18 protein-coding genes are annotated in these 21,412 nt (G+C 40.8%); 6 read left to right on the plus strand and 12 right to left on the minus strand.

Features of this window, described 5'->3' with window-relative positions; translation table 11 throughout:
- Window positions 1-8: 8 nt before the first annotated feature.
- The 4 genes from QNI29_RS02960 to QNI29_RS02975 form a co-directional block, all read right to left on the minus strand.
- Complete coding sequence (locus QNI29_RS02960; RefSeq protein WP_231419331.1) at window positions 9-599, minus strand: hypothetical protein; 591 nt, start codon at window positions 597-599, stop codon at window positions 9-11.
- An 88-nt stretch (window positions 600-687) separates the two neighbouring features.
- Entirely contained in the window at window positions 688-1,365 is a 678-nt protein-coding gene (locus QNI29_RS02965) for a BMQ_0737 family morphogenetic spore coat protein (RefSeq protein WP_231419332.1), read from the minus strand.
- 116 nt (window positions 1,366-1,481) lie between these two features.
- On the minus strand, window positions 1,482-2,183 hold the full coding sequence (locus tag QNI29_RS02970) for a BMQ_0737 family morphogenetic spore coat protein (RefSeq protein ID WP_231419333.1): 702 nt from the start codon (window positions 2,181-2,183) through the stop codon (window positions 1,482-1,484).
- Window positions 2,184-2,227: 44 nt separating this feature from the next.
- Window positions 2,228-2,932 carry a BMQ_0737 family morphogenetic spore coat protein gene (locus QNI29_RS02975; RefSeq protein WP_231419334.1) on the minus strand — a complete coding sequence of 235 codons (705 nt, stop codon included), beginning with the start codon at window positions 2,930-2,932 and terminating at the stop codon, window positions 2,228-2,230.
- 208 nt (window positions 2,933-3,140) lie between these two features.
- Here QNI29_RS02975 and QNI29_RS02980 point away from each other — a divergent pair, with 208 nt between their 5' ends.
- The 3 genes from QNI29_RS02980 to QNI29_RS02990 all read left to right on the plus strand — a co-directional run bounded on the left by QNI29_RS02980 (window position 3,141) and on the right by QNI29_RS02990 (window position 8,789).
- Window positions 3,141-4,931 carry a hypothetical protein gene (locus QNI29_RS02980; RefSeq protein ID WP_231419335.1) on the plus strand — a complete coding sequence of 597 codons (1,791 nt, stop codon included), beginning with the start codon at window positions 3,141-3,143 and terminating at the stop codon, window positions 4,929-4,931.
- 188 nt (window positions 4,932-5,119) lie between these two features.
- Window positions 5,120-5,338: a hypothetical protein gene (locus tag QNI29_RS02985; RefSeq protein ID WP_231419336.1), complete on the plus strand. Its 219-nt coding sequence runs from the start codon at window positions 5,120-5,122 to the stop codon at window positions 5,336-5,338.
- Between the two features lie 67 nt (window positions 5,339-5,405).
- Complete coding sequence (locus QNI29_RS02990) at window positions 5,406-8,789, plus strand: ABC transporter transmembrane domain-containing protein (protein WP_231419337.1); 3,384 nt, start codon at window positions 5,406-5,408, stop codon at window positions 8,787-8,789.
- A 54-nt stretch (window positions 8,790-8,843) separates the two neighbouring features.
- Here the strand turns inward: QNI29_RS02990 and QNI29_RS02995 are convergent, their stop codons facing one another.
- The 6 genes from QNI29_RS02995 to QNI29_RS03020 all read right to left on the minus strand — a co-directional run bounded on the left by QNI29_RS02995 (window position 8,844) and on the right by QNI29_RS03020 (window position 17,194).
- Window positions 8,844-11,174: a sensor domain-containing phosphodiesterase gene (locus tag QNI29_RS02995; RefSeq protein WP_231419338.1), complete on the minus strand. Its 2,331-nt coding sequence runs from the start codon at window positions 11,172-11,174 to the stop codon at window positions 8,844-8,846.
- A gap of 841 nt (window positions 11,175-12,015) precedes the next feature.
- Window positions 12,016-12,138 (minus strand): YfhE family protein, encoded by a 123-nt coding sequence (locus tag QNI29_RS03000; RefSeq protein ID WP_231419339.1) that lies wholly within the window; start codon window positions 12,136-12,138, stop codon window positions 12,016-12,018.
- A gap of 102 nt (window positions 12,139-12,240) precedes the next feature.
- The gene (locus tag QNI29_RS03005; protein ID WP_231419340.1) at window positions 12,241-12,792 is read right to left on the minus strand and encodes a GNAT family N-acetyltransferase; all 552 of its coding nucleotides are present in this window, start codon (window positions 12,790-12,792) and stop codon (window positions 12,241-12,243) included.
- 573 nt (window positions 12,793-13,365) lie between these two features.
- A complete protein-coding gene (locus QNI29_RS03010) occupies window positions 13,366-14,784 on the minus strand; it encodes an MBL fold metallo-hydrolase (protein ID WP_231419341.1) in 1,419 nt (472 codons plus the stop codon).
- A 370-nt stretch (window positions 14,785-15,154) separates the two neighbouring features.
- Complete coding sequence (locus QNI29_RS03015; RefSeq protein WP_231419342.1) at window positions 15,155-16,267, minus strand: amidohydrolase; 1,113 nt, start codon at window positions 16,265-16,267, stop codon at window positions 15,155-15,157.
- Between the two features lie 21 nt (window positions 16,268-16,288).
- Window positions 16,289-17,194, minus strand: coding sequence for a TIGR01777 family oxidoreductase (locus tag QNI29_RS03020; RefSeq protein ID WP_231419343.1), 906 nt, complete (start codon window positions 17,192-17,194; stop codon window positions 16,289-16,291).
- Window positions 17,195-17,313: 119 nt separating this feature from the next.
- Between QNI29_RS03020 and recX the strand changes: the two genes are divergently transcribed.
- Window positions 17,314-18,129, plus strand: a complete 816-nt coding sequence (gene recX, locus QNI29_RS03025) for a recombination regulator RecX (RefSeq protein ID WP_231419344.1) — start codon at window positions 17,314-17,316, stop codon at window positions 18,127-18,129.
- Between the two features lie 253 nt (window positions 18,130-18,382).
- Here recX and QNI29_RS03030 read toward each other — a convergent pair whose 3' ends face one another.
- Window positions 18,383-19,036 (minus strand): SDR family NAD(P)-dependent oxidoreductase, encoded by a 654-nt coding sequence (locus QNI29_RS03030; RefSeq protein ID WP_231419345.1) that lies wholly within the window; start codon window positions 19,034-19,036, stop codon window positions 18,383-18,385.
- Window positions 19,037-19,118: 82 nt separating this feature from the next.
- Between QNI29_RS03030 and QNI29_RS03035 the strand changes: the two genes are divergently transcribed.
- Window positions 19,119-19,469: a YfhH family protein gene (locus QNI29_RS03035; RefSeq protein WP_231419346.1), complete on the plus strand. Its 351-nt coding sequence runs from the start codon at window positions 19,119-19,121 to the stop codon at window positions 19,467-19,469.
- A gap of 60 nt (window positions 19,470-19,529) precedes the next feature.
- Here the strand turns inward: QNI29_RS03035 and QNI29_RS03040 are convergent, their stop codons facing one another.
- A complete protein-coding gene (locus tag QNI29_RS03040) occupies window positions 19,530-20,327 on the minus strand; it encodes an HAD family hydrolase (protein WP_231419347.1) in 798 nt (265 codons plus the stop codon).
- A gap of 158 nt (window positions 20,328-20,485) precedes the next feature.
- On the opposite strand from QNI29_RS03040, the gene glcT reads away from it, so the two are divergent.
- Window positions 20,486-21,325, plus strand: coding sequence for a glucose PTS transporter transcription antiterminator GlcT (gene glcT / locus QNI29_RS03045; RefSeq protein WP_231419348.1), 840 nt, complete (start codon window positions 20,486-20,488; stop codon window positions 21,323-21,325).
- The last annotated feature ends 87 nt before the right edge of the window (window positions 21,326-21,412 follow it).

Below are 21,412 nucleotides of genomic sequence, written 5' to 3' on the forward strand. Positions count from 1 at the left end.
CCCTTTATTTATAAGGAGAGATTGATTTTATTCAAAGCCGGTAAACCTTCTTTGATTTCCTTCCCATAAACGAATCCTTCAATTTTAAAAGGGCCTTTGTGCTCGGTTCGATCTACTTTCACTTGAAAGTTAGCGAAACTCAATGACGTCCCTCCGGAAAGTTCGTTTACGTTTAGAGGAGCAAGCCAGTATTCACCTTTCTCATCCACTAAACGTTGCGCATCTTCATTCAGATAGTTCCATGTTTGCATGGGAACTGGACTGTAGCCTTGGTCGACCATTTCTACAGGGCTGATTCTTCCCGTGAAAGACGAAGAGTCTGTTGTATTTAATTTCAAGCAAATATGAGGACTCCGTAAAGGGAGACTCCCTTTATTTTGGATGCTAAAGCTGCCGATTATGTGAATATGAGACTCGTCATCTTTTTGGGGAATCCGTACGGTATGACTGAAATAAGGGATCACCATGAACGTTTCTTGAGGTGGACTTGGGTCTGAATTTGTCCCCGCACGCGCTTCTTCAAGTAATTCCTTCGTTTTTTCTAAATCCTTTTCGATATCTTTGATTTTCTTCTCAACCTTTTTCAGTTTCTTATCCATTCACAGACCTCCTTCTCGTTACATACTATGAAGTAGGCAGATGGAATAATCCCACATATGTAAGTGAAGTGCAGAAAGGCTCTGCACTTTATAGATGACCAGGGAAGATTTGAGGGCATTGTTGTGGTGCTTGAGGTGCACAAGTAGTTGTTGGATTAATGAGTTCACGAGGCTGACATTGTTTGGCGAAGATTTCTAATTTTACTTCGTCGTAGGATTGGATGGCTAAGCAAAGAGTACCTGTTAAGCTTAATGTAATAAGTGGTGGGTTTTGCCCTTGAGGAATACATTGAACATTAAAAGCTTTAATGGTAGAAGGGAGCCATTCGCAACTAATTTCTGTTCCTTCTGGAGCGCAAAGTAAGATTTGCTCAGGAGGTAGAGAGTTTGCCGGTCCGCTAATTGTTCCACAAAATGTGTCAATCTTTTGGCCGAGATCATTTACAATATCAAATGTAATGGTTAAAGTAATTGGCCCGTTTGTTAGAGTTACCCACTGTAAAGTAATGCTTTCCCCATTTTCTAATTCAACTTCTTGATCTTCTCTAGGCTCGATTTCACTGCACGAAGCTATAATATTGCCTACTCGTACATTTGAAAATTGATTGCCTGCTGTTATTAAGTCGCAGATCTCAGTTGTTGTTACCCCATTTGATGGAGTGAACGGGATATTTGAGATGGTGCCTGACCTATTTACTATCACGTAGTCAAAGACCTTTAATGTATCAATACATTCACGATTATAATCACATAGATTATTTACCAATGTTCTCATCCTTTCACCAATTATTGGAATACATGCCTTGCAGAAAAAAGAAAAGTCTTTTATTAAGCAAGTTATGTAAGCGTGCAGACTTTTCAATCTGCACGTTATAGTTTTAATTAGCCATTGTTTCGTGGACCAGGGAAGATAACTGGACATTGTTGCGGAGTTACTGGCTCGCATGTTTCTATAGGGTTAATCAGTGGTCGAGGTTCGCAAAGGCGTGCGATTACCTCAAGCTTCACTTCGTCATTCGATTGGATAGCCTGGCAAAGGTTGTAGTTAACAGAGAAAGTTAATGTGTCAGCAGTTCCGCCACAAGTGAAATTATATGGACGTACTGTAGAGGAAGGAAGTAGCATACAATCCACATTCGTTCCCTCTGGTGCGCAAAGTAGTACATCTTCAGGTTCAATGTTGTCAATCACTGAAGTTCCGCAGACATTGACAAGAACGCATCCATTTGGATCAACTACATCAAAACTAAAACGGAATGTTACAGTATCTTTCTCAATCGTTACCCATTGAAGAGTGACTGTCTCTCCATCAATTTCAACTGTTTCATCTACTCGGGATTGTGGATCTACTTCTCCACATGTACTTGCATCCGGTAGAATTTCTGTACGGACATTTCTTACTCTGTTATCTGTTGTTGGATCTAAAAGGGTACAAAGGTCTGCAGTTGTTGGGTTTAATGTTAGGTCTCCAACTGCAGAAGTCACTGTATCTGTACCTGGAAGACTTACAATAACGTAATCAAAAACTTTTGTAGCATCAATACATTCACGACGGTAAAAGCTTAAATCTCCAAACTGTTCCATTTAATCATTCTTCCTTTCAAATTATTTATTCTAATTACCAAGAATTAAGAGTCGGAACCATTCATGTTCATTGTACCTGGAAAGATAGCAGGACATTGTTGGGGTACAATAGGCTGGCAAGTATCCACTGGGCTAATAATTGGGCGAGGTTGACATAGACGAGCAAATACTTCAAGTTTTACTTGATCATACGACTGGATGGCTTGGCAAAGGTTGTATCGAACGCTAAAACGAAGATCAATCGGATCTCCTACGCATCTAAAGTTGTATGGGCGTATTGAAGTAGAAGGTAAAAGTGTGCAGGCTACAGTAGTCCCCTCTGGTGCGCATAGTAATAGGTTTTCTTGAGCGATATCACGGATTAAGGATGTTCCACATGCTGAACCAACAACACATCCATTTTCATCTACTACATCAAAGCTGATACGGAATGTTAGCGGCTCATCTTTAGTAACTGTAACCCATTGTAATGTTACTTCTTCACCATCTATTTCAACTACTTCGTCTCCATCTACTTCTACGCTACATCCCCCCTCTTCAGGAATAACAACATCAGTTTGAATGTTGGCTAATCTTCCACCAGCATCAAGAATCGGACAAATGTCAGCCGCAGTTAAACCGTTGCTTGGAAAGAAGCGAACAGCATTATCTGTGCCTTCGAGGTTTACGATGACATAATCAAAAACTTTTTGAGCATCAATACACTCACGGCGGAACCCACTAAGGTCTCCTAAATGTTCCATGAACAAATCTTCCTTTCTGATAAATATTTGTTTTACGCTACATCCTATGTGAAGTACGTATATACGGTATAAGGAAATTGTCTATTTTAATAGAAATATTGGAAAATAGTTACTAAACCTAGGAGTTACCACCTTCACCACGATCTTCATCACACAAATATCTAATGCGAATATAAATAGAAACAAGAATGAGTATAAGAAAGGGTGGTTACCTATGGAGACTAATGATGGGAAGACAGAGAGTAGAGAATCGTTAATAAAAGTGGAGCAATTACAAAATGATCTGGAAACTTTGTTTTTTGAGTTAGAGAGGGAAACTGATTCGTTAGATGTACTGTGGAGTCTTTCGAATAAGAAGAAATCTATTTTGGATATGTTGAGGTCCGCGTCAAAAGAGCAAAAATTATCGTTGCAACAAATTAGTGAACTAGAAACTACACTTGAATCGCTTCATCAACAGTTAAAAAAGTCAGAGCAAGCTTCTGCTTATTCGAATGATATCTGGAATGATCTTCTTAATATGAAGAAAGAATTGAGGAACACAGAAAATAAGATCTATGCAGTCCACACTTCTCAGAATAAAATAGAAGGTCTATTAGAATCACTGAAAAGTAGCCAAGTCAATAAAGAAGAAATAAAAGCAATATCGGATAGTTTGTTGCAGGTGAATTTACGGGTGAATACGATTGAGGATTGGATGAATACCAATGCAGAAAATATGATTAGTAGTCTCAAAGATATAATTGTATATGAAGAAAAGAATAGTAAGAAAGCTGAAGAACTACAGAAATCTTCAACAGACTTAAATCAAAAAATAGAAGAGTTGGAGTTTGTTGATCCTGAGGAAATGAATCATCAAATCCAAGAATTAAAGAACAATATAATGGAAGCAGATGATAAACAAGAAAAACGTACTCAAGAGATAAGGGGGATCATACAAGAGTTTATTTCTAAAATCGACTTGCCTTCACTTATTTTTAAAAGCGATCTGCAAGAATTACAAAACCAATATCTACAAGAGATTGATAAATTACAACAGCAGCGTGTCGAGTCTGAATTAAAACATAAATCTTCTTTGAAAGAATGGGTAAAGGAAATAAAGAACGAAATGAGTATAGAGTTTAAGGGTTATATAAAAAATCTTGAATCCCAAATTACCTCATTAGAATTTGTTACGAAGGAAGACTTGTATTCTCATAATCCTCAATCCTTACAAGACCTAAGGAATGAAATCAATGATCTAAAAGATACACAAGCCAAAAGTGTCGGTGGAAATCAAGAAGTTGTGGCCAAGGTGAATGATATTGTAATGCAAGTAGAGGACTTACATTCGAAGGTGAATACACTAGACATTGATCGTAGTAATGTAGAGATTCTCAAAAAGCTCATTCATGATGTAAATGAGTTTGAAGAAAAGATCGTAAAAGTTGTTTCAGGTATTAAGGATGAGGCGAAGGAAGTAGAATCTCCTATAGTAGAAGTTGAAGCGGAAGAAGAAACAAGGCAGAAAGATGTAGTGGAAGATAAACAGCAAGAAAAGCCTAAAGAAGCGAATCGTTCTAATTCGGTCGTATCAGCAGATAGTTGGTTTTATCACTCTGCTAAGAATGCAAAGGAAACTCAACAGTTAAAAAATCCTTATTCACAACCCAAAACAACGCGCCCCTCTTCAAATAGGTCTCCTAAAAGTCCGACCAGCCGCCAGGTGAGAAATGCTTATCCGAATAAACCAACTAGTTACCCATCCTATCAGAAACCGACTAAACCTGAGCCACCTAGTCCCAATCAGAAGCAGTCTTTGCAACGCGATGCTGTTCAACAACCCGTAAAGCCGTCAGAACAGAATGAGGTGAAACCGCCCGTTAAAGAAGCTCAGGCTGAGTCAAAGATTAAACCATCAGATCAAGTAGCTAAACAAGAAGAGAGTAAAGGCGGTCATAGTGAAAACCAAGGGGGAAGCGGTTCTTCCTTTCTTAATAATGTGAAAAAGTTTTTTACAGAATAATATGATAGAAGAGCCAGCCTTCCAGGGAGGCTGGCTCTTATTAAAACGAGCATTTTTTGTACTTACAAAGGGGAATTCTTGTATGAATTAGTAAAAAAGTCTTAAAATATGCGGATATTTTTGAAAATTTAGTCGTTTTATGTAAGAATAAAATTTGTAGCAAAAACAACCAAGAAGGAGGATTCATAATGGCAAACAAAAAGAACAATTTTGTAGAAATTGATGTAGCTGAGTTAGAAGAAACTTCTGGTGGTTACAACGCTCGCCAAGCTGGTGGAACTTCTTCAGGAAGTGGAGATCTTGCTCTTTGTGGTGCGTATTCTTGGGGGATGGCAGGCCAGCTCGCTAGTAGGGGTTGTGGAAGCAAGCAAGTATATGCAGAGCAGATGTACAAATATTGTAGATAATTATTAATTATGAAGAGGAATTCTGTCAGGAATTCCTCTTTTATTTGTAGAGAGGTATTTATTCACTATGAAATACAATTCGTATCATATTAAGCAACAAACAGAGAATGATTGTGGAATTGCAGTAGTTTCAAGTGTGCTCACTTACTACGGCACCCACCATAATTACAGTTATATTCGGGACTTACACTTTACAGATGGTGAATATACACTACGAGATATAAAGCTACTTTTAGAGCGTTTTGGTTATGATGGGAAAGCAGTTAAGCACGTAGGGGAGGACATAAAATCTTCACTTGAAGAACTTTCAACTCCATTCATTGCTCACGTTCAGAACAAAGAAAGAAGGCATTATGTTGTTGTTTATGAAGTGGAAGAAAACGGTGTGGTCATTAGTGATCCTTCAGAGAAGAGGCCTAACAAGCTCAATTTTAATGAGTTTGATGAAATCATAACCGGAGTTTTTATCGAGGTCCACCCTATAGCTGCCAATGAGGCTGAGGTTCAAGAAGAAAGGTTGCGTTCAGGGTACAGCATGAAATCCTTTTTCTTAGAACTTTTAAAGAATAACAGAAGAGCTTTGGTCACAGTAATTGTTTTTTCAATTGCCTTTTTATTGTTAACCGTTTTAAATTCAATGTTTTTTAAGTTGACCATTGATTATATTATACCTAACCGTAATATCAGAACACTTCATCTATTGTTAATAGGTTTTGTTGCTGTGAATGTTCTTTTTACGTTATTTGGTTTTGCCAGATCACAAATCATTGTAAGGCTATCAAACCATATGGATTTACACATTGCGGATGATTACTTCAAACATATGATGCATGTAGGTTTGGATTTTCATGATAAACGAAACAGTGGTGAGTTAATATCCCGTTATGAAGATTCCTTGCAAATCAGGGAGATTTTGAACAAGTCGGTTATAGGAAATGTATTAGACGTCACGATTGCGGTAGCAGCAAGTTCTATCTTGTTGTTTACTAATGTGCAGATTTTTGGTCTTACGATGGGAGCTTGTATTGCATTTCTACTAATCACCGCCTTATATTTCAACGTAATTGCAAGAAGGGCTAAGAAATATTTAGAAGCAAAGGCAGAAGTGAATAGCTTTCTAGTCCAGTTCCTAGGGAAAATGAACTCTATTCTTTCCTTTAATAAGACAAGCTATGTTCATGAAGGAATTGTATCTAAGATCAAGAGTGAACAGCGTGCTCTTTACAAACTAAGAACCACAGAGAATCAAAGTGGGGCTTTAAAGACGTTGTTAATGAATGTCTTCTTCTTAGTGATCGTTTGGTATGGTACTCTTCAAATTATAAATGGTTCTCTTAGTCTGGGGGATCTTGTCCTATACGTAACTTTATTAAATTTCATTATAGCTTCCGTTAATAATTTGATTAATACACAAGTGGAACTCCAAGAAGCACTTGTAACGATTAACCGATTTAAAGATTACCTGGGATACCCTGTGCAACCTGAAGGGGATAAAGATGTGGAGGATATCCTATCAGTAGAGGCACATGAACTTAAATATGGCTACAATTTAAAAGAAACGCTTATAGAGTGTGATTCATTTGAAATTGAACGTGGTGAGCGCATTTATCTTCATGGAAAGAGCGGTTCAGGTAAATCCACATTTACTAAACTACTGGCTAATTTATTAACACCAACTGAGGGCGTCATCTTTGTTAATGGGGAAGATATACGTACGTATACCAACTCCTCTCTTAGAAGAGCCGTTACGTATGTGAGCAATGAGCCACTTATTTTAGATGGTACAATCTATGAAAATGTAAGCATGGGGGATACGGTTGACCCTGATGAAGTCATTCGGGCATTAGAGATTGTGCAGTTAAACGCCCATATTCAAAAACTCCCGCAAGGCATTGAAACAACCATATACGAAGAGGGAGGCAATCTGTCTTCTGGTCAGAAGCAGCGCTTAAACTTAGCTAGGGCTCTCGTTCAGGGCCATCAATTGCTCATTATGGATGAAGCATTAAGTCATGTAGATGAGGATACAGTTCATACTATTTTAGCTGAGATTAGCAACTCCCAGTCTATGATGATCTACATCTCGCACCGGAATTTAAGTAAAGAATATTTCCACAAGACTTATCGTTTTGATACTAAAGAAGAGGGAAGTTTAACCCATGTGCTTACTTTAGATGAATTAGGTGAACAAAATCGTACTAGTTCTACTTCATTTAGGAGGGAAGGAATGGAATCTCATCAACCCCTAACCCCGTTATTAGAAAAGTATAGTCAGACTGATTTCGGTGAAGATCTAAGGCTTATATTGGATATAGATAAATTAGAGAAAGAGTTACCTCAGGATACAGCCTTTAATGAAGATACATTTATTAAAGATTATGAGAAGGTCATCACCCCGAGTACAGCCTGTTGTATCATGACCTATAATGAGGAGAAAACGATTAGGCGCGTGCTACAGTCAATTTCGTCTTACTTTGATTCTGTTATCGTTTTAGATTCCTATTCCACTGATCGCACAACAACCATTATTGAAGAAGAGTTTCCTGACACAGAGCTCATTTCGTTAGAGTGGGAAAATGATTTCTCTTATCATCGTAACCGCCTAATTGAATATGCTCATACAGATTGGGTTTACTTTATTGATGCAGACAACTATATTCCTAATCATGAAAACGTAGCAAAACTCGGTCGTATTGCTAAAGTCATTACTTATCTGGGACTAGAAGAATCTGTAGCCCTTAGTCCTCTTATTCAAGAACATAATGGACGTGTTACATTTGATAACAGAAGATTCTTCTCAAACAGAAGTGGGATTCGATTTGAAGGAACAGTTCACGAAGAGCCTGTCCTTCCTGGTGGAGGAGAAACGATAGGGATTCATATGGATTTTGAAGTTGCTCATGATGGGTACGAACCGACAAAGGTGGAAGAGAAACAGAAGGTTAGTCGAAATATTAACTTAATGAAACAAATGATGGAATCGGGAAAGGTGAAACCGAAATGGTATTATTTCTATGCGAGGGATCTCTACCATGCAGACCCTGTTCATAAAGCGGATGAAGCTCTTCGTTATTTAGAAGTAGGGCGTACTCAAGCGGATTCCACGAACACTTCATCTTATTTACTGGATAACTTAATGTTAAAAACTGAGATATGTATACAGCATCGAAGATTGGAGGAAGCAAGAGAAGCGGTAAGTGAATTAGAAGATAAGTTCCCCGATTTGGCAGATACCCATTACATGAGGGCGCTCATTATGCTGAATGAACTTCAGGGTAAGGTGGGGAGCTTCTTGGCTTCATCTCGGGATGATCTTACTGAAAATCCTAATGCTTATAGTGTGATTCAGCCTAATTTTCAACACATTGATGAACTGTATACACATATTGCTGAGAGCTTGAACTTATCAGACTTGGCAACGCGTTTTAAAGAAAATCAACGAGTAAAATAGTTAAAAAACTACCTGATACATCAATCAGGTAGTTTTTTATTTCTCCTAGTACTTTTATAAAGTATAATCCCTCATCCACTTCGTAATCTCTTTTACCGGTAATGGTCTCGAAATTAAAAATCCCTGAACCTGATGACAGTCCATTTTCCTGAGTGCTTTTAATTGATCGATTTCTTCTATCCCCTCAGCCACAACGGACAGTTCAAGATTTTTGGCCAGGTTAATCATGGTTTGAGCTATAGCTGCATCCTTTTCATTGGAGCTTATGTTCTCCACAAATCTCCGATCAATCTTTAGTGATTGAATCGGGAAGTGTTGCAGATAACGAAGGGAGGAATAGCCAGAACCGAAGTCATCGATCGCGATGCAACAGCCGATGTCACGGATCGACTCCATTTGTTTCATAATGAGGTCTTGATTCTCCATAGCGAGACTTTCTGTAATTTCGATAATAAGGCCTTCGGGTGAAATTCCTGTTGTATCAATAGCCCTTTGTATAACGTCTGGAAGGTCCCCTTGCTGAAATTGGCGAGGGGAGATGTTAACGGATACAGTAAGGTTCTCATAGCCCATGTCGGTCCATTCTTTCAGTTGACGAGCGGCTTCCTCAATAACCCATTTTCCAATAGGAACGATGTGCCCAGTGATCTCTGCAAGTGGAATGAAATCTCCTGGTGAGACAAGTCCGTGCTCGTGGTGATGCCAACGTATTAGGGCCTCAAGGCCGACAACTTTCTTCGTGAAAAGGTCAATCTGAGGCTGGTAGTAGAGTTGGAATTGTCCCTTCTCAAGACCTTGCATCAGATTCATTTCAAAGATTAAGCGTTCTTTAGATTGATGTTCCATAGAGTCCTGGTAGACTTGTAGAACATTCCGTCCCATTTGTTTCGCTTCATTGGTTGCTCGGTGAGCGTTTTGAATCAATACACCTGAATAATCACCATGAGCAGGGTAGAAGGAGATCCCTATGCTGCATGTTAAGAAGAGGCCTTGATCGTTCACTTTGAAAGCTTCATTAAACGCTTGTTTAAATGTATGAATACGTCTGTAAAGTGAATGGTGATCCTCTGTGACACTCGTTAGAACGAGAAAACTGTCTCCATCAAGGCGGCCCAACTGTTCTCCTGATTCAAGCAATTGCCGTAAGCGTTTTGTAATGGCAAGAATAAGCTGATCCCCCACTTTATATCCAAGAGCTTCATTCACTTTCCAGAACTGATCTAAATCAATATAAATAGCTGCAAACTGTTCGGTTTGTTCCTGAACGGTAGCAATCTTTTCTTCGATCAAGGCTTCCATTTGATTGCGGTTTGGCAGTTGGGTGAGAGGCTCTGTGTAAGCGAGTTTTCTCACTTCATCTTCTGCCTTTTTCCGTTCGATGTGCTCGAGCACGAAGGCGGTTAAGTCTGCAATTGAGCTTACGAAGGCTTCTTCTTCAAAATTCCATTGTCTTGGTTCCGTGTGCTCCACACACAGTACGCCAATCGATTTCCCGTTACAGAGGATAGGGGCATCAAGTAGTGCTTTGATGTTGTTTTTATAGAAATAAATATCTTGTAATTCGTTTACTCGGTCATCCTGCCTTGTATCCTCAATGGTGACCGTTCGCTCCTCCTCGATGGCTTCAAAATAGGTTGGATACTGTTGTTTTCGAAGAGGCTCTTCTTTAGAGTGAGACCTTGTGTCTTTTGAATACATCGTGATGTTTTCAAAATGTGGAGAGGGCCCTTCTTTCTTTTTTAACCAAATGCTCGTCCGACTGGCGCCAAGCGTGTGTGCGGTAGATTCACATAGCATTTGCATTGCAGGGACTAAGTCTACTGTGTTTAGCCGCTCATCCTTAGCCAGTCGCATAAATTCCGCTTGTTGACGGCGGATTTGATCTGTCCTGTATAAGACGCTTTCCTCTTGTACTTGTGAAGCGGGTTGTTTCTGAGCTAACATGACGCCAATCAAAGTGATAAGAGGGGTGATAAAGTGCTCATATTTAAACGCTCGGTTTGAGAACACGACAAGAGCACCTGTCAGCTGCAGGTCTTTATAATGTAAGGGTACGACAATATGATGGGTCGCAGGAAGGCTTTCAAATGGTGCAAGGATAGGTGAAGAAAGGGGACTCTTATGGATGTATTTCTTTGTGGCATTCACTTCATCCAACCACTGAGGGGATAGCAAAGGCAGAGGATATAAAGTGGTATCTAAAATAGCTTCGTATTCAGGGGATAACCGGCCATTTTGTTGGGTGTAAACAACAGCACCGTCACTTTGGAAAAAGTTGTTCATCTGTTCAAGGGCATAATAAATCGCATTAGGAACGCTTCGTTGATCCATTTCACGATAAATATGTTGGAGTATTTCAAATAGTTCTGGTTCAGATCGTAGCATAATCGGATGGCTCCTCCTTCAGACTTCAAGTTAACGGTATTATAACAAAATAGAAAACCAAAAGGGAGCAATAACCACCCCGATAGCATATTGGATGTCTTTAGCAAGATAAAGCGTGCCAGACACCCTTTAATGCTGCGCAGAAACGCAGGGTGTCTGACACGCTTTAGTGTGCTAATACGTTGCTAAGCGGGCACTTGCGCTTTTGATGACATCCAGCTCCAGTGCCCAGCAACTAGTAGACTTCCCTCACCTCTGGTCGATAAGTCAACATCGATTCGCCATTGGCTCATCGTGTTTCCTTTATCTCGCGGCGGTTCAGTCCAGTCTATACGTTGCTAAGCGGCACTTTCGCTTTTGGTTACATCCAGCTCCAGTGCCCAGCAACTAGTAGACTTCCCTCACCTCTGGTCGATAAGTCAACATCAATTCGCCTGTGGCTCATCGTGTTTCCTTTATCTCGCGGCGGTTCAGTCCAGTCTATACGTTGCTAAGCGGGCACTTGCGCTTTTGAAATAAAAAAACGGCTACTTTTTAGGTAGCCGTGCAGAATGATTGTTCCATTTTATATGTGCACGAAAAGGGGAGGAATCGGTGCATGTTTAAACGATTGTAATCGTTTGAATGGAACAATCTGTTATTCACAGTTATATCCACAAGTGAATGGTTATATACATGTGTTTTCCAGAAGTTATTAACACTATCCACAAAATTCTGAAAAGTTATACACATTTTATTATACACAGATGGGGGATTGGATATGAAAGGTTTTTCCAAACTTGTTAACAGTGTGCACAACTGTGTGGATAACTTTTCTCAACAGGGTTAATTTTCAAAAAAATCAACTCTTTTTTGCATGATCGAGTGCAGTGTTGGCACGTTTGAACTCTTTACGATACATAACCTCTTGCGTTTTACTTAACTTGCTGCGACGTTCTTTTGCTTGTTGTGCTTTTGATTTCATGGAAAAGCCTCCTTTTTACTAGTAGGATAGGCGTAAATAAGGAAAAATATACAAAAAGAGCCACTCGACTTGTTGGGTACGAGCAGCTCTTTAGGCTGACTTTCATGCTTCTTGCGCTTGTTCTTCGCCTTCGTCCGTGCGGTAGTAATGGAAAACAAATTGATCTTTCGTGATAGCGAATAGGTCAAAAACTTCTTCTTCTTGATTAATCCAGTCGTATACTTCAGGGTAATTGATGTTTGCTTGCGTGCAGTAAGGAAGTTTTAGAGCAGCCTTTTTAGAACGTGGGTTGCTTTTTCGGATCTTCATAAAGATCGTGTTTACATCAAGTTCGAAGAATAATTCTTCAAAAAAGGCTTCTTTCGCGAGACGATTGTAGCCTTTGCCGTGGAATGGTTTGCCCAACCATGTAGCTAGAAAGCCGCTGTTGTTGCTCATATCAAATAGATTGATTGTACCAATCGGTTGATTCCATTCATCTACAATGGTTCTTGAGATTAGTTCCCCTCGCTCTTCAGCCTCGAGGGTTTGTTTAGTTAGAAAGTAGTATTCATCGGAAGAATAGGCTTTGTGGCGGACGTAAGGAAACACTTCAGGGTCAGACATCAAATCGAAAAGGTGCGGGGACTCGTGCAGATCGCGTTTTTTCAACATAAAAAATACCCTCCTGGTCGTGAGGGCAGAATTGTACCGTTCGGGAATCCACACATTGGTTTCCTGGTCTCGAACCACCCTCGAATTTTTATCAAATGCTCACAAAAATCCGGGGTGGGAATCGAACCCACTAGGACCAGTTACAACTGGTGGCTCACCATTTGCCTTCCCTGCGAAATTGTCTATTAATAATTTATGATTTCGCATCATATCTCTATCCTTATAGTACTCGATCCATTCGAAAAAGGGAATCATTATTTTGCTCATTTTTCGAAAAAATTTCTAAAAAATATTTAACTTATTTCGGAGGGAGATCTCCTCCTTCTTTTAAGCTTCGAGGGCGTTATTCTAATTTTGTTAGGGCTTGCCCGGGGACGGCGAGACTCCCGCGGGGAAAGGAGCCTAGGGGAGACCCCGGAAGACGGCTTGCCGTCTGAGGAGGCTTCCCAGCTCCCCGCAGGAAAGCGAGTCGTCCCCGGGCTAGCCCAAGCACCTCCAAACGTAATGCCCCATCTGTTCTTTTCTCGAACATAGCCAAAAAAAAAGCCGCGATTCACGCGGCCTTTTTGGTACTTATTTTGTTTGTGGAAGGTCTTCTTTGGACCAAGCGCCGAAGCCTCCGGCCATGTTCGTTACATTCTTGATGCCGTTAGCTTGAAGGATGCTTGTAGCCATTGCAGAACGGCCGCCAGATTGACACTGAAGAACAACTGGCTTATCTGTAGGAACTTCATCAATACGCTCTTGAAGGTAGCCAAGCATAATGTGCTTCGCTTGTGGAATGTGTCCAGCGTTCCATTCGCCTTCGTTACGCACATCAATAAGGTTTACTTCTCCGTTTGCGATTTTATCTTTTAGTTGATCTGGTGTTGCAATTTCATAAGACTCTGTTTTGATTCCTTCTGCTTTAAGGCCAGCAATTGCAGCTGTTTCCATGTAACCTGCTACATCGTCAGCGCCGATTGAACGAAGAGATTTCGTTAAGTCTTCGATATTACGCTCATCTGCGATTAGATAGACGGGTTTGTTGTAATCCACTAACCAACCTGCCCAGTTCGCAAAGGACTTATTGTGTGGAATGTTGATTGTTCCAGCAATGTGTTCTTTTGCGAATTCACTTGCAGGGCGAGTGTCGATCAGTTGCATGCCGTTTTCAAGTTCATTTGATAATTCGTCTGCTGTAAGAACAGTATTTTTAGGTTCACCTAACTCACGAATCAGAGCAGGACCTACTTTATTAACCTTCTTCATCACAGCGAAATATTTTGGTGGCTCTGGCTGTTCGCTGATTAATTCATTAATGAATGCTTCTTCTTCATCATGGCGAACCGCCCAGTTTGTCGCTTTTTCGTACCCAACTGTACTAGAAGGGATAGCGCCAAGAGCTTTACCACAAGCACTACCAGCACCGTGTCCAGGCCATACTTGCATGTGATCAGGTAATTGTTTGAATCGTTTTAGAGATTCGAACATTTGCTTAGCGCCTACACGAGATGTGTCTTTTTGGCCTGCTGCTTTTTCAAGAAGGTCAGGACGGCCAACATCACCAACGAATACGAAGTCACCCGTGAAGACACCCATTGGCGTATCTTGGTCACGGTCGTAAAGAACGAATGAGATAGACTCAGGTGTGTGACCTGGTGTATGCATCACTTCGATTTTTACGTTACCGACCATAAACTGATCACCATCACGTACAATTTCGTGATTGATCTCATCTAAGAATTGGTACGTCCAGTCATTTCCACCTTCTCCGGATAGCATAGCTGTTGCGCCTGTTTCTGTTGCTAATTCTTTAGCACCTGAAACGAAGTCAGCGTGAATGTGTGTTTCAGTAACACGTGTAATAGTTAGGTTTTCTTTCTTTGCTGTATCTAAATAAGCTTGAATGTCACGAGAAGGGTCTACAACGAGTGCTTCACCAGTTGCCTGGCAACCAACCATGTAAGAAGCCTGTGCTAATTTTTCATCATAAAAATACTTTAATAACATGAAAATCCCTCGCTTTTAATAAGTTTTTATAACAAATTCATAATACCAGTGGAGGTATATGAGTAACTAAAAAATTTTTGTCTTGCTTGCTACATTTTTTATAGTATCACATATACCCTCAGGGGTAAAGGGCTTTGTTTTTTGGTAATTTGTGTTTTTTCTATTCTCTCTTTCATCTACCCTATCTATTTCTGAAAAAGTTGTCGAATCCCTTTTAAAAAACGTTTTCTTCACAAAACGTTAACATCTATAGAAGTAGAGGCTGTGTAAACAGTGTAACTTATATACCCAAGGAGGTAAAAAGGTCTGTTTGTTCGAAACCCTTTGCCATCAAAAAACCCCCTTTGGATGTCCAAAGAGGGGAGATGTATTAAACGATTTTTCCGTCAATCATTGTCCATAGAGGTTTTGCCATAAAATCAAACGGATGCCCGTTCCATAACACAAGGTCTGCATCTTTTCCGATTTCAATGCTACCGACACGGTCATCTACTCCTAGATTCCGAGCAGGTAAAATGGTGATGGCCTCTAAAGCCTTCTGCTGTGAAAGACCTTCTCTGGCTGCGAGGGCAGCACAAACATTTAAGTACTGAATCGGAGTGTAAGGGTGATCTGTTGTGATACTTACGTGTATACCTTGCTCGGTAAGTGCCCGGGAGGTTTCCCATGATTTGTTCTTTAATTCCACTTTTGATCGACGCGTAAATGTTGGTCCTACTGCGACTTGAAGATTACGTCCGGCTAATTCTTCTGCGATGAGATGGCCTTCTGTACAATGTTCAATGCGAAGATCTAATTGGAATTCATCCGCAAACCGAACTGCACTCATAATATCATCAGCGCGGTGGGCGTGGATGCGGACAGGGATTTCTCGCTTAAGCGCCTGGATAATAGGTTTATTACGCGGGTCATCCGGATACTCACACCATTGAGCGCGAGTAAATGTTTCCCTGAGCATGCCCATGATGCCCATGCGGGTAATTGAATCATTGCGGGATTGGGAGTGAATGCGCTTTGGATTTTCTCCAAGAGCAAGTTTTAACCCAGCGGTTTCTTTCAGCAACATATTCGTAATGTTCCTGCCGACCGTTTTAATGACAGAAGTGGTCCCGCCGATGACGTTGGCGCTTCCTGGCATGATGTGCGCAGCTGTAATTCCGAATTGGCGAGCGTCTTGAAATGCGCTATCGAGAGGATGTGCGCTGTCTAGTGCTCGAATATGAGGCGTCATAGGTTCAATGGTTTCATTTGCATCGTTGCCAGCCCATCCTGTTCCTTCATCATATAAACCTAAGTGGGTATGAACATCAATAAAACCAGGGAAGAGGTGTAGTCCTTGTCCATCAATGACCTCTTCCTCTGGATCTGTTGGTACTGTCTGGCCGATCGCCTTAATCTTACCGTCTTCAATAAGAACTTCCCCGTATTCTATAGCAGGAGATGTAATTGGATGAATCGAAACATTAGTAATACGTGTTTTCATTTGTTGCCCCATTTCCCTTTCTTAATCGCACAAAATGTCGCGTAAGGCTGGTTCCAGTGTTGGATATTGAAATTCATAGCCTTGTTCAAGCGCTTTTTGTGGATATACGTATTGTCCTTGTAGAAGGAGAATGCTCATCTCTCCGAGCGCTCCCTTTAAAGCGATAGAAGGTACAGGTAACCAGTGAGGGCGGTTTAAGACCTTCCCAATGGTGTGGCCGAGTTCTTTGTTTCGCTTTGGCTCAGGAGCTGTTGCATTCATTGGACCTTTAACTTGGTCGTTGTTCAGCGCGAAATCTACCATCCCGACAATGTCTTGAATGTGGATCCATGACATCCATTGTTCCCCGTCTCCGACAGGTCCGCCAGCCATCATTTTATAAGGAAGCGCCATCTTTGGAAGGGCTCCTTCTTCGCCGAGAATGACACCAAAGCGCAAATAAACCGTACGTACATTATGATTCGTAGCTTGTTCCGCGCGCTTCTCCCATTCCGTTACAACATTTGCAAGGAAGTCATCACCTGGTGTTGTCGTTTCTTCTGTGAATGTTTCGCTCTTAGATGTGCCGTAAAACCCTACAGCAGAAGCATTTACCAGTACCCCTGGTGGATGTTCCATCTTTTTAATAAGATCTAATACAGCTTCTGTAGCCTCAATACGGCTGTTCATAATGCGTTTCTTTGTTTCTTCTGTCCAACGGCTGCTATTTAAATTTTCCCCTGCCAGATTCACAATCCCATCAAGGGGAGGGAGTTCTTGTTCAGGGGAGAATTCATCTTTTAACCAACCAACGTATTTGACTTTGTCCGTATTAGGGTGCTTGTCTGGATTTCTCGTTAAAATATACACTTCATGACCTTGATGAACGAAATGTCTCGTGATGTGTGTCCCTACAAATCCTGTTCCTCCGGTTATGGCTATTCGCATTGGAAACCCTCCTACAAATATAGGTAATTTTAGTTTATATCAGTTTTATAGAAAAAGCGACAAGGGAATGGACGAGATCTTCCTTAATTCGTGATAAGATGAAACAGAGGTGAATATTGTTGCCAAAAATCACTAAAATCACTACACAGAAAAAGAATACGCAACGTTATAATATATTTCTTGATCGAGGCGAGGGAGAGGCCTACGCCTTTAGCGTCGATGAAGAAATCCTGATCGAGTATATGTTACGAAAAGGACAAGAAATCGATGAACCGACTATTGAAGTCCTTGTTGAAAAAGACGGCTATCACAAAGCGTATTCCCTTGCTCTTAATTACTTAAGCTACCGGATGCGTTCGATTAAAGAGATGCGAACGTATATGAGAGAGAAAGAGTACGAAGAGGATAAGATTGATTTTGTCGTGGATCGCTTAGTGAAAGAAGGACTTCTAAATGACCAGGAGTTTGCTGTTGCTTTGGTTCGGACTCGTCTCCACACATCAAGTAAAGGTCCTCTGCTTGTAAAGAAAGAGTTAATCGAAAAAGGTCTGACGGCAAATGAGGCAGAACAGGCTTTAGAGCACTATCCTTTTGAGGATCAAGTGGAGAAAGCGAGTAAGTGGGTAGAGAAGAAGCTTCGTTTGGATGGTAGGAAATCATTTAAACAACAGATTCAAAAAGTTCAGCAGACGTTAATGCAAAAAGGATTTCCCCAAGACGTTATTAAAATTGCTATGGAAGACATCTCGGATGAAAAAGACAACGATGCCGAATGGCAAGCTGTTGTTCATCAGGGAGAGAAGGCTTTACGTAAATATTCTTCAAAAGCTGAGGGCTTTGAGCTGAAGTATAAAGTGAAAGGGGCTTTATACCGCAAAGGGTTCCCGTTTGAGTTAATCGAACAATTTTTAGAAGAATACGTCACGGAGGAATGAAGGAAGAGCTATCATCTGTTTATTACAAGATGATAGCTCTTTTTGATGCTTGGCTCAGTCCAGTCTATACGGGGCTACCGGGGGCTTGCGCTTTTGGTTACATCCAGCTCCGGCCCCCAGCCCCTAGTAGACTTCCCTCACCTCTGGTCGATAAGTCAACATCGATTCGCCTGCGGCTTATCGTGTTTCCTTTATCTCGCGCCGGCTCAGTCCAGTCTATACGGGGCTAACCGGGGGCTTGCGCTTTTGGTTGTTAAATCTCAATTTCTTCTCTTCCATCATCCTGATTAAAGATGATTTCTGCTACGGTTGCGGGGTCTTTTAGTTTTGATGGGTTACTGACGTGTTCGCTTCCGTCCCAAAATGGGGTGTTCATGCCACCCATGTATACAGCGGTGACGGAGACGGGGGTGTCGGCGAGTTCTTTTTGTAAGCTTTCTGTGAAGCCTCGTTGTGCAAATTTGCTCGCGCAATACACCGATTCATTTACTTTTCCTCTTAGACCTGCTGTAGAGATGATATTTAGAATACGACCGCCTGATTTCTTCAAATGAGGAAGGGCAGATTGGGTCATATAGATCGTTCCCTTGACGTTTGTATTAAGCATTTGAGTGATATCAGTTGGTGTTAATTCCTGAACAGGGCCAAAGATACCGAGTCCTGCATTATTAATTAACACGTCTAACGCTGGCATAGTAGATAGGGCGTTTTCAGCGGAGGTAGGGTCAGTAACGTCACAAAGAACAACTTCTGCCGTGCCGCCTTGCTCTTCAATTTCCCGTTTAACGACAAGTAATCGTTCCTCGGTTCTTCCAAGAAGATAGATGGTATTATTTTTGGATGCGTATTGTTTAGCTAGTGCTGCGCCGAGGCCTGTCCCGGCTCCTGTGATCGCTATGGTACTCATGTGATGACTTCCTTTCTTCATATAGAATCTAGTTTCTATTGTGTCCAATCGTTGCTAAAATGTAAATGAAAGGGGTGTCAACATGGAGAAACGTTTTAGTGATATGACGATAGAAGAGTTAAGAGACCGTGTAGCTGAGCTAACAGAACAAGCTCGAAAAGCTGAACAAATGGGAATGGTAAACGAGTATGCGGTCCATCAACGTAAAATTATCATGGCAAAATCATATATGATGAACCCTGCAAAGTATCAAGTAGGCGAAGTCTATGAGATTGAAGGGGACCCAGGGATCTTTTTTGAGATCGTATATATGAACGGCGTCTTTGCTTGGGGGTATCGCAGGAACGAACAAGGGGAACGACTTGAAGTTCAAGGTTCTGAAGATCAGGAAGCCATGCCGATCTCGATGTTTGGCGAGAAGGTTGAATCATAATAAAAGTCCCGTGCAAGAGTTTGATTCTTGCACGGGACTTTTTTGGATGGATGAAAAAGTTTAAGCCTCTTTTTGATCTAAAAGGTGTTCAATTGCTTTAGCTACAGAAGGAACAACTTGGCTTGCTTGTTCTTTTACAGCGGGTTCAGCTTGAGACATTGCGTAACTGTGAGTGGTTAAGGAAAACATAGATAAATCATTAAACGAGTCTCCGACACAAGCAATTTCATTTGGCTCGATGTCGAATGATTCGAGGAGGTGTTCGATACCTGCGCCTTTACTAATATTTTTAGGCATCAGATCTAAACAAGCTGGATCTGAAATAAACGTATCGAGCACGTCGCCAAACTGCTCTTCAATTCTTTGCTGCATTTGCTTAAGGGCTATGTTGGCACCATGGAGCGAAATCTTAGACGGATGAATGATTGTTCCAAGCTGATCGGCTAGGTTAGGCTCAATAATCACCGGGCGGAACATACGCTTTTTCATGGCTTCTAGACCTTTACTCTCTTCCTTTACATAAACGTCTTTCTCTGTAGAGACCGTTGTAATGAGCTCTTCATGAACGGCTGCTTGAAAGACTTCTTTAACATGGGTTGGTTCAAATGTATGGCTATGGATATGAGAGCCATCCTTGTCGTAACCGAATGCACCGTTTTGACTAATGCGATTGGCTTTTCCTTCTAAGTCCATCATCTTTAGGACAGCTTCTATTTCATGGTCGAGGCGGCCTGTTGCGATTGTTAATTGAACACCGTGATCCATAATCGTTTTGATCGCTTCGATATCACGGGGGCTCACCTCTTTCTCAAAGTTTAAAATTGTTCCATCTAAATCAAGAACAAGCATTTTAATCATATGTAACACACCTTCTATTATATGGATTAGGTTCAAAGATTGATTTTACCATAAAAGTATTTTATAATTTGCAAGCGTTTTTATACAACTATTAAAGAATGTTATGATATAGAGAAAAAAGACATAACTGGTTAAAAGAGAAGAAATGGGGTGAGGGAATGCCTGCTTCAGCTAGGGTTAAACGAGTGCTTAACAATAATGTTGTTATCGCCATTCATCCTGTCCATGAAGAGGTTATTTTAATTGGTAAAGGGATTGGATTCGGCAAGAAAAACGGTGAAGCTCTTGATGTGAATGAAGTGGAGAAAACATTTTTATTAGAAGATAAGGTGATGCAAGAAAACTATAAGCAGCTCTTACCCTATGTAGGGGAAGAATTTATAGGGTTTATGGATGATCTGCTGTCTCATATTGAGTATCGGATGAACAGTACGTTAAACGAGCATATTCACATTGCGTTAACCGATCACTTATCATTTGCGATTAAGCGGATGAAGGAAGGGTTAGAGTTTAACAATCCTTTTCTAATTGAGGTTCAGACGTTGTATCCTAAAGAACATGAGGTGGCTTTAGAGGTCGTGGATATGATTGAGAGCCGCCTGGGCTTTAAGTTTCCGGTAGGAGAAGTTGGCTTTATCGCGATGCATATCCATAGTGCTATAACCGATAAAGAGATCTCCCAAATTAGCAGGGATTCAGAGTTAATTAAGCAGTTAACTCAATTGATTGAAGATGAGCTCTCAATTGATCTGGATCGTCAGAGTATCGACTTTCACCGTCTTGTTCAGCACTTAAGACGGGCGATCGACCGCGTTTATAAAGGCGAAGAAGTAGGAGAAAGAACAAAACTCGATGATCTGTTGAAAAGTGAATATCCTGTGTGCTATAATTTAGCTTGGAAGTTGATTAAAATTATGCAACAAAAGCTCAAGCAGCCAATTGACGACGCTGAAATTGTTTATTTAACGATTCATTTACAGCGTTTGCAATCATCATAAATGTTATTCTTTACGTGTTACTGACACGATCAGGCATGAGTAAGGAAAGACAATACAAGTCATACTAAGGGCTACGTATACCCTTAT

This window comes from Pontibacillus chungwhensis (assembly GCF_030166655.1).
GTDB lineage: Bacteria > Bacillota > Bacilli > Bacillales > BH030062 > Pontibacillus.

Coding starts and splice junctions, on each gene's coding strand:
- QNI29_RS02960 (WP_231419331.1), bottom strand. CDS start 599: ATGGATAAGAAACTGAAAAAGGTTGAGAAGAAAATCAAAGATATCGAA.
- QNI29_RS02970 (WP_231419333.1), bottom strand. CDS start 2,183: ATGGAACAGTTTGGAGATTTAAGCTTTTACCGTCGTGAATGTATTGAT.
- QNI29_RS02980 (WP_231419335.1), top strand. CDS start 3,141: ATGGAGACTAATGATGGGAAGACAGAGAGTAGAGAATCGTTAATAAAA.
- QNI29_RS02985 (WP_231419336.1), top strand. CDS start 5,120: ATGGCAAACAAAAAGAACAATTTTGTAGAAATTGATGTAGCTGAGTTA.
- QNI29_RS02990 (WP_231419337.1), top strand. CDS start 5,406: ATGAAATACAATTCGTATCATATTAAGCAACAAACAGAGAATGATTGT.
- QNI29_RS02995 (WP_231419338.1), bottom strand. CDS start 11,174: ATGCTACGATCTGAACCAGAACTATTTGAAATACTCCAACATATTTAT.
- QNI29_RS03000 (WP_231419339.1), bottom strand. CDS start 12,138: ATGAAATCAAAAGCACAACAAGCAAAAGAACGTCGCAGCAAGTTAAGT.
- QNI29_RS03005 (WP_231419340.1), bottom strand. CDS start 12,792: ATGTTGAAAAAACGCGATCTGCACGAGTCCCCGCACCTTTTCGATTTG.
- QNI29_RS03010 (WP_231419341.1), bottom strand. CDS start 14,784: ATGTTATTAAAGTATTTTTATGATGAAAAATTAGCACAGGCTTCTTAC.
- QNI29_RS03015 (WP_231419342.1), bottom strand. CDS start 16,267: ATGAAAACACGTATTACTAATGTTTCGATTCATCCAATTACATCTCCT.
- QNI29_RS03020 (WP_231419343.1), bottom strand. CDS start 17,194: ATGCGAATAGCCATAACCGGAGGAACAGGATTTGTAGGGACACACATC.
- QNI29_RS03030 (WP_231419345.1), bottom strand. CDS start 19,036: ATGAGTACCATAGCGATCACAGGAGCCGGGACAGGCCTCGGCGCAGCA.
- QNI29_RS03035 (WP_231419346.1), top strand. CDS start 19,119: ATGGAGAAACGTTTTAGTGATATGACGATAGAAGAGTTAAGAGACCGT.
- QNI29_RS03040 (WP_231419347.1), bottom strand. CDS start 20,327: ATGATTAAAATGCTTGTTCTTGATTTAGATGGAACAATTTTAAACTTT.
- glcT (WP_231419348.1), top strand. CDS start 20,486: ATGCCTGCTTCAGCTAGGGTTAAACGAGTGCTTAACAATAATGTTGTT.